Origin of the sequence: Nostoc cf. edaphicum LEGE 07299, from assembly GCF_015207245.1 — a bacterium.
GTDB lineage: Bacteria > Cyanobacteriota > Cyanobacteriia > Cyanobacteriales > Nostocaceae > Nostoc > Nostoc edaphicum_B.
In genome coordinates, this window is record NZ_JADEXF010000138.1 from 1 (window position 1) to 7,516 (window position 7,516).

7 protein-coding genes are annotated in these 7,516 nt (G+C 42.2%); 4 read left to right on the forward strand and 3 right to left on the reverse strand.

Features of this window, described 5'->3' with window-relative positions:
• Nucleotides 1–23 precede the first annotated feature (23 nt).
• Entirely contained in the window at nt 24–2,846 is a 2,823-nt protein-coding gene (locus IQ229_RS06070) for a hypothetical protein (protein ID WP_194042157.1), read from the reverse strand.
• 602 nt (nt 2,847–3,448) lie between these two features.
• Here IQ229_RS06070 and IQ229_RS06075 point away from each other — a divergent pair.
• Both IQ229_RS06075 and IQ229_RS06080 read left to right on the forward strand, forming a co-directional pair.
• A complete protein-coding gene (locus IQ229_RS06075; RefSeq protein WP_094348028.1) occupies nt 3,449–3,646 on the forward strand; it encodes a hypothetical protein in 198 nt (65 codons plus the stop codon).
• Nucleotides 3,647–3,728: 82 nt separating this feature from the next.
• On the forward strand, nt 3,729–4,205 hold the full coding sequence (locus IQ229_RS06080; RefSeq protein ID WP_194042159.1) for a Tic20 family protein: 477 nt from the start codon (nt 3,729–3,731) through the stop codon (nt 4,203–4,205).
• Here the strand turns inward: IQ229_RS06080 and IQ229_RS06085 are convergent, their stop codons facing one another.
• Nucleotides 4,206–4,979: a fumarylacetoacetate hydrolase family protein gene (locus IQ229_RS06085; RefSeq protein ID WP_194042161.1), complete on the reverse strand. Its 774-nt coding sequence runs from the start codon at nt 4,977–4,979 to the stop codon at nt 4,206–4,208. It abuts the gene before it with no gap.
• 381 nt (nt 4,980–5,360) lie between these two features.
• Here IQ229_RS06085 and rpsF point away from each other — a divergent pair, with 381 nt between their 5' ends.
• Nucleotides 5,361–5,720 (forward strand): 30S ribosomal protein S6, encoded by a 360-nt coding sequence (rpsF, locus tag IQ229_RS06090; RefSeq protein ID WP_194042163.1) that lies wholly within the window; start codon nt 5,361–5,363, stop codon nt 5,718–5,720.
• Nucleotides 5,721–5,916: 196 nt separating this feature from the next.
• On the forward strand, nt 5,917–6,477 hold the full coding sequence (locus IQ229_RS06095; protein ID WP_194042165.1) for an Npun_F5560 family protein: 561 nt from the start codon (nt 5,917–5,919) through the stop codon (nt 6,475–6,477).
• Between the two features lie 469 nt (nt 6,478–6,946).
• Here the strand turns inward: IQ229_RS06095 and IQ229_RS06100 are convergent, their stop codons facing one another.
• The gene (locus IQ229_RS06100; protein WP_094348023.1) at nt 6,947–7,300 is read right to left on the reverse strand and encodes an STAS domain-containing protein; all 354 of its coding nucleotides are present in this window, start codon (nt 7,298–7,300) and stop codon (nt 6,947–6,949) included.
• Nucleotides 7,301–7,516: the final 216 nt, after the last annotated feature.

The window sequence follows — 7,516 nt, forward strand, 5'->3', positions numbered from 1 at the left end:
GCCCAATGCCTCTCATACCTGAGTTACATACCCAGGAGTTCATCTAGTTGCAAGCTTGGCAAGTCTGGAGGAATCACGGTTCGCACTATTGTGACTTTATGACTTTCCTGTTGAGTTGTAAGATCGATTGCGATCGCTCCTAAGCGAATTTCCAAACAGCCAAAGGGAATGTTTAATTGTGTCATCACTTCCAAATCTCCCGATGCATTAGGAAGTAAATTTGTCAACAAATGGGGGCCATCTAGTAAGTAGCGAGTTTGATAATCTTCAAGCCATAACTTGACAACAACTTGCAGAGGTACTTCTGGCAGTACTACGCGCACTATGACCGACTTGCCAGCAATTAATTCACCTTCTGGCACATACAAATGTGGAGTTGGCAAAGGCTCAATGGCTGCCGCAATTAGAGGTAAGGAAGAAGATGAATATAACAGTGGTTGTTCCTTTTCTTCAAAGGTGTCACTCTCCTTTGCATCGCCTTCCAGTTCGGTATCTGTATCATCTACAACGATTTCTTGCGCCAACCAAGCTGACGCTATGTTTATTCTTATCGGCGGAGGAGGGGGTGGTACTTGTGTTAACAGAGCCGATGAGATTGTTGATTCTTCTAGTACTTTTTCTATTTCCGTATTTTCTCCAATCCCTAGTTCCATTTCCTGCGCTGTGTCTATATCTTCCCTAAAATTCTCCAGTTCAGGAGCCAACCCTTCACTTTCTTCCCATGTCTCTTGCCCCTTGGGCGTTTCAGTCAGAAGAAGTTGTGAACTGCTCAAACCTTCGTTCAGATTATTCTCTGGGTTGGCATCTAGCTCTAACAGCAAGTTAACATCAACATTCGCATTATTCGCATTTTCTGCACTAGGAGGAAGGGGTATCTGCTGTGGTGGAACATAGTTATTGTAATCTTGAGGTTGCAGATCGTTGATAGATTCAGGCAAAGAGTATCCTTGGCTCTGCATCCACTTCCTGAGCAGGGGAGATGAATAAAGGCTTCCGGTTGGAATTAATTGTGCATTTTGGGGAGCTACTACTTCAGCAACAGATTCTTCCTGGAATTGTACGTTTTGGAAGACTTCGACTTCAGAAACAGATTCTTCCTGAAACTGTGTATTTTGTGGGACTACGACTTCAGCAACCGATTTGCCCTGAAATTGTGCATCATCTACTACTAATTTAGATGTATTTTCATCTTCAGCCACACCTGCGTCCAACTTTGGCAATTCTTCAGCCGCTTTAACTTCTAATGCATCTGGAAGAACATTGTTTTTTACTTTTTCTTCGGCATCATTTGGTGAAGCTTGTAGGCGTTTCAAGTATGGCAAAGTAGTCTCAAGTATTGGCATTCGACGTTGCTTGATGACCAACTGCTCCAAGTTGATGGTGGCTATAGTAGCATCCTTTTCTACAATCTCCTCTGGTGTCTGTGGTTCTGCAACAACATCTGTGGGAATGTTGACATCACTTTGAATAGGGGGCAGTTTCGGTAATTGAGGCAACAAAATGCTTGAATTCTTGAGCTTAGATGTCCGCACGTTGGCTTCTCGCAGAACTTGCAAGTTAATTTGTGCTGGTAAAGGTGTGTTTGGAGATGGATGAACTATCTGAGACTGGTCTGTTTTTGGAGTTTTGACTAGATTTAATAGTTTCAAATCGAGCCTAACAGGTGTCTCTGTTTCTGTGAAAGCAGCAGATGAGTCCGATGTTGCTATGAGGTTATTTAAATATGTACTGGATTTTGCTGCGGCTGTGATTGCCAGTAATTCTGTTACATCTGCTGTAACGGTGAAGGACTGGGTGGCTAACGGCATGACTTCACCGGCATCGGCAAATTTACCATACAAACTGATATCTGCCAAAATTAGCTTGGATTCACAATCAGCAGGAATATCAATTGAGGTATTGATATTAAAGGGCAACTCCTTATCTGATAAGGGTTGGCGTATTTTGGTCAAGATTTTCAAGTTTTTGGGCGATCGCAGTTCAATTTCTAGTTCAAGCGCCCGCAAGCTTTTTGGAGATAATGTTTCATCCCAATCTAGATTTGTCTTTTCTTGGAATTCTATGTACCCGTTGATTATAAGAGCTTGTCCCCAACGAGCAATATAATTATCCTGACTTAAAGTTAGCAGTAATGGTGGCGGTAGTTGTGTTGCCGAAGAATCTGTAACTTTTTCATCTTTGGGTAGCAGTTCAGAGGTGGGTAAAGCTAAATCTATGAAATTTTGTAAAATCTGCTCTGCCGTCTCTCCTTTGAGCCATACAGGACTTACAGGCTGATCGATAACTATATCTTCATCTTTTTCCGTTTCATCTGGCGCAACAGTGGTAACAAGGTTGCTATCTGTAGTAATTGCCAGTCCTTCAGAAACTGCGATCGCTTTATCTAGCTCAATTACAGTTTCTGGTGGAGCATTAGATTCCAACTTGTCAGAAACAGCATCTGGGCGATCGTCGGGTGAACTCGATCCTAAATTTTTCCTCGGCTCTCTCTCTGCTAACAGCGAGAAGACTTGCACTTGCACGCTGTATTGCCAAGATTTACCGAGCAGATCCGACATCAAATCGCCGGAACAACGCAACTCCCAAACTCCCGGTTGGAAGTAGGTAAAAGGAATTACCGCCATTATGCCTTCTGAATTAGTGCGACGCGATCGCTTGAAAATTCGCCGCGTTGGTTGAACTTCCTCAGTTGAAGAGTGAGTTACCCGCACTTCCACGTCTGTATTAAGAAGGTTAGAACGAGCCAAAACTCTATACTGTCCTTCCAAGATTTCCAAATTTGGCGATTCTAGGATATGCCACGAGCGAGCGCCTTGTTTCTGTATCAGAAATTGCCAGTGTTCCATTGTAAGTGATGCCCAGACCGACGAGCCGCTGAGTAATATTGTGTATTAACTTGCTTGCAAGTTTACCTCAGTATTTTAGAAATGCCTCACTTAAATGGCTATCAAGTTAACTCAGTTTTACTGACTTGACTTCTCACCCTTTAACTACTCACCTCAAGGGAATTTCAATAAGTCGCCGTGTTGCTTGTGTGTAAAGCTTTTGTTGTTTTCTGAATATTAAGTTTGACATATCCTAGTGCTAAATTAACAGGGATGCAATGGATACCGTTAGTTGTCTTTGCTCAACTTAGCGCAAAAATTTTTGTATTATTTTTTACTAAAATTCCCATTTTGCAATAGACACAACGTACAATAAATTTAAATTCACTTGAGAATTGTTATTGAATTGTAATTGCCCACATTTTTGCTGCAAAGAGGTAGGATGTGGTTCTTAAGTATCCTCTGCGATCGCCCAAGTTAGGCGCAAAGCTCATCGCAAATCACAACACTTAACCACGTAAAACGCATCCAATCTATCTGAAGTGGCTCTTTGAAGCGCTACAAAACACGTCTTCCCCTGAGTGAAATGTGGGTTGACAATGAGAATTTACAGGAGGGATTCGATGCTAGTCATTTTAATGGACGAGCAAATCCTTGCCCCTGAGCAAGTTTGCCAGTCTTGTTTACTCGCTGACGGGAGCGGTCAACCCCGTTGGCGTGGGGGTCAACTGCGCTGTGGTCAAGCCATTCGCAAACTTACTCAACAGCAGCCAGACCAGTATGAGTGCATGATGGGCTTTCGCATCGCCCATATAGAATAGTTGAATTTCTCAGCAAGACCTAGCAACTGCGTTATCCTAAGCTCAAGTAACTATTAAAAATTTAACCACAGGAGAACGCATAATGTCTTGGCGCGGGTCTACAACAGTTTCAGATCGGATTTTTGCTTCCTTGCCTTATTTGCTTCCTCTAATTGAGGTTTTTGTATTTGGTAGATATTTGCTCTCAGAGTTTCCACCATTACAACTACTGTTTCTGCCGCTTCTGCCATTGTTGAGAATTTACTACGGCGTGCGTTATGCAGGAATGATTATTTTCTTTGCTTTATTTTTGCTGGTAGTAAGAAACGAAAAAATTAGTCACTTTATTCGTTTCAACACCATGCAAGCAATCCTTTTGGATATCATTATCTTTTTGTTTAGCATCCTAACTGATGTTGTAGGACTAGTTCCCTCTGGTGGTTTTGCAATCCAAACTCTATCCACAACCATTTTTATTGGCATAGTGGGAGTAGTCGCATATTCAGTCATTCAGTCTGTGAGCGGACGTTATGCAGAAATTCCGGCGATTTCTGATGCAGTGTATATGCAAGTACGTTAGTTAACGGGCCGCTACGGTGTTTTCCAGGCGACCGATACCTTCAATTTCTACGCGGACGCGATCGCCTGGATGCAAAGCGCTTACACCTTCCGGCGTACCTGTAAGCACCAAATCACCAGGGAGTAGCGTCATCACCTGACTGATATAGGAAACTAAAACATCGGGGGAAAATACCATCTGATCGATACAGGCAGATTGGACTGGATTAGCATCGTCATTCACAAAAGTCTGCAATCTCGCTCCTGGATTTAATTCCCGCACAATCCAAGGCCCCAAGGGACAGAAAGTATCAAAACCTTTGGCTCGCGTCCATTGACCATCCTGTTTTTGTAAATCCCGTGCTGTTACGTCATTGGCGATGGTGTAGCCCCAAATTTTGGTTTGGGCTACCTCTGGCGTACATTCAAAAGCGTAATCGCCAATCACTAGAGCTAACTCTCCTTCATAGTCAACTCTATGTGACTGGGGAGGATACTTAATTTCCCTCTCCGATGGAATGATCGACGTAGGTGGCTTAAGAAAGATTAATGGCTCAGAAGGTACTGGAGTTCCCATCTCAGCTGCATGATCTGCATAATTCTTACCTACGGCCACAATTTTTGAGGGAGCGCAGGGAGCCAGAATTTGGTAATTTTCTGGTGTCAAAGTTAAATCAGTAGGTTGTCCTTGTAACCAGGGTGGAGCATCTAGCACCTGTACATTCAGGGATAGCTGTAGTAACCCATAGTAAATCTGCCCTTCTGGATTTTGAATTCGCACGTAGCGCTGCGCCATAATCTTGATGAATATCCTTTTTTCTGCGATTAGAAGCTGTGAGCAGGTAGCAATCGTCAGTTAGCTGTTTAGCGAACCGATTGAGTCTTGAGCAAAAAAGCGATCGCTATTAAGACGCCCTTAAAGAAAGATACCCCTTAGCGAAGCTGATAGCTCGATCGATCTTGTTAAAGAAATATCGGGGTTGCCTCCCAACCTAGTTTTCATTAGGGACATCCAAAAAATCCAAACTTCGGCGATTTGGCTAATGATTCAAATTGAAAACTGGTAAGATTATAGTTCCTTGTTGCTTCAGATGTTGATTAATACTGGAATTTTGAATAAAAATTAGGTATAAATTAATATCAGCAGCCACTTTTGTCCATGAGGAAACTGAAAAATATGACTACAAATTACGAAACAATGTACATCCTCCGTCCTGACCTCGGAGAGGAACAGGTAGAGCAAGCAGTTACGAAATATCAGAATTTGCTTCGCGACCAAGGCGCTGAGGAAATCCAAATTCAAAATCGTGGTAAGCGTCGTCTGGCTTACGAAATCAAAAAACACCGGGATGGCATCTACATCCAGTTAAACTACAGCGCACCTGCAACTGCGATCGCTCCCTTTGAACGCGCCATGCGTTTGAGTGAAGAAGTGATTCGCTATTTGACAATTAAGCAGGACATTGAAGAAGAAAAACCCCCTAAAGAAGAAAAAGAAAAGCCCACTAAAGTAGCTGCAACACCTGCAACAGTTTAAGATACTGAGGACTGGGGACTAGGAACTAGGGAAGAAACTAAATGTCCAATCCCCACTCCCATTCAATAAAATTTTGTCTTTTTCTTTTTTCGTGACTTATTTGGGAATGCTAAATTAACAAATACTTGCCAAAGGTAGTACTCCCGCAGTTATACCTAAGAGTGGACAAGATTCTGAATGGGAGCTTTAAGCTACTGTGAGCCAATCTGATACACCTAATATTCAAGTTCTCTCGACGGAAGTATCGCAGCTACGCCAGGAGTTGCAACTTCGCGATCAATTAGTACAACAACTATCTCAAGAACTCTTCCGGCTGGTAAAGGGTAACACTAGTTTTATGCCCCAGCAGCCGGAATTTGAGCGCGATCTGACCCAGTTACACGCTTTACAAGAACAACTCCAAGCTGTAGAACAGCAGGTGGCCTTCTACCAAGAGCAAATTACAACTCGTGACTCCGAAATTTACCAATTGCGACAGTCAGTTCAAGAACTTACCGATCGCACTCGGATGTTGGAGCAAGTAGTACAAGAGTTGCCTCAAATTTACCGTCGTAAGTTTGAGGAGCGGATGACGCCAGTGAGAGAAAAGGTAGCAATGCTACAACGGGAAAACCGCCAACTGCAAGCAGAACTGCAAAGTGTGAGTTACCGTTTAGCACTCAAAACTCGCAATGCTAGTCACAGCGGTATTGATTTACCAAATTTTCCCCGCCCAGCATCCGAACAAACTAATATTTCGACTCCCCAGAATGCCTAAAATTATCATTATGGTGGAATCTAAGAGGTAAGAAATTGGTGCATCGAAACATCTTGGAGGCATCTAAGTAGTAGATCGAGGCAAAAATAACTATAAAGTTAGAAATAACGTCAAAGCTGAGATTCTAACCTTTCTTACCTCCTGCTTCCTTTCACTAGTTACGCCGTATATAAAACAATTAGCTTAGAGTAATTTGCATAACCTTGTATTTAAAAGGCTGGGGAGTGTCACAAATAATTGCATTTGCTTTGATCAATTTTGGCAATTTCTGACTTTACTGCTTTAGGTAGATGACTTCCAATAATGCAATTTGTACTACCTAGCTCAAAGAGATGAGTTTCTCTCAACATTCTTCTCTGGACAATTAAAGAAAATCAGCCTGCTAGCACCAGACTGTTATCTTAAAGAGAATATGAAAAAATGCAAATATTGCTTGACTCCGCCATCCTTCTTTAGGTAGATTTATTAGTTAATCTGCTAGCACCAGACTGTTATCTTTGACGGTGGTAAAAATATCTTGGTAAGTGTGGAAAATTTCAAACACTGTATCGAGTTGGGTAAGTTCCAAAATCAACCGTACAGGAGCTTGTACGTTGCATAGAACCAAGCGGCAACCACTCTGACGTGCAGCTTTTAAGCCTTTTACTAAAGGAACTAACCCAGAGCTGTCCATGAAGTTAACTTCTGCTAGGTCGATAACCCAGAGTTGATAAGCTTGAGGGACTACTCCAGCCATCTGTTCGCTCAAAGCCTTACCGCCTTCCAAATCTATGCTTCCTTGGGGTTTAAACAAAATCACTTGAAGTTCTTGTGTGAAAGCCATGAATTTAACAGGGTAATTGGAACACTTGACAGAAAATTGAAAAAGACATCAATACTTTTTCTCTTTCAACGGTAAAATGACTCTTTTACCCAGATATTTGGGCAATTGCAGTCCTACAGTTGAGAGAGATTATTTCAGTATTCATGTCGTATAATTTGTGATAACTTTCATCAATATAGGCATAAGCGCCTAACAATTTCGGTATCAACCGTATCT

Coding starts and splice junctions, on each gene's coding strand:
- IQ229_RS06070 (WP_194042157.1), bottom strand. CDS start 2,846: ATGGAACACTGGCAATTTCTGATACAGAAACAAGGCGCTCGCTCGTGG.
- IQ229_RS06075 (WP_094348028.1), top strand. CDS start 3,449: ATGCTAGTCATTTTAATGGACGAGCAAATCCTTGCCCCTGAGCAAGTT.
- IQ229_RS06080 (WP_194042159.1), top strand. CDS start 3,729: ATGTCTTGGCGCGGGTCTACAACAGTTTCAGATCGGATTTTTGCTTCC.
- IQ229_RS06085 (WP_194042161.1), bottom strand. CDS start 4,979: ATGGCGCAGCGCTACGTGCGAATTCAAAATCCAGAAGGGCAGATTTAC.
- rpsF (WP_194042163.1), top strand. CDS start 5,361: ATGACTACAAATTACGAAACAATGTACATCCTCCGTCCTGACCTCGGA.
- IQ229_RS06100 (WP_094348023.1), bottom strand. CDS start 7,300: ATGGCTTTCACACAAGAACTTCAAGTGATTTTGTTTAAACCCCAAGGA.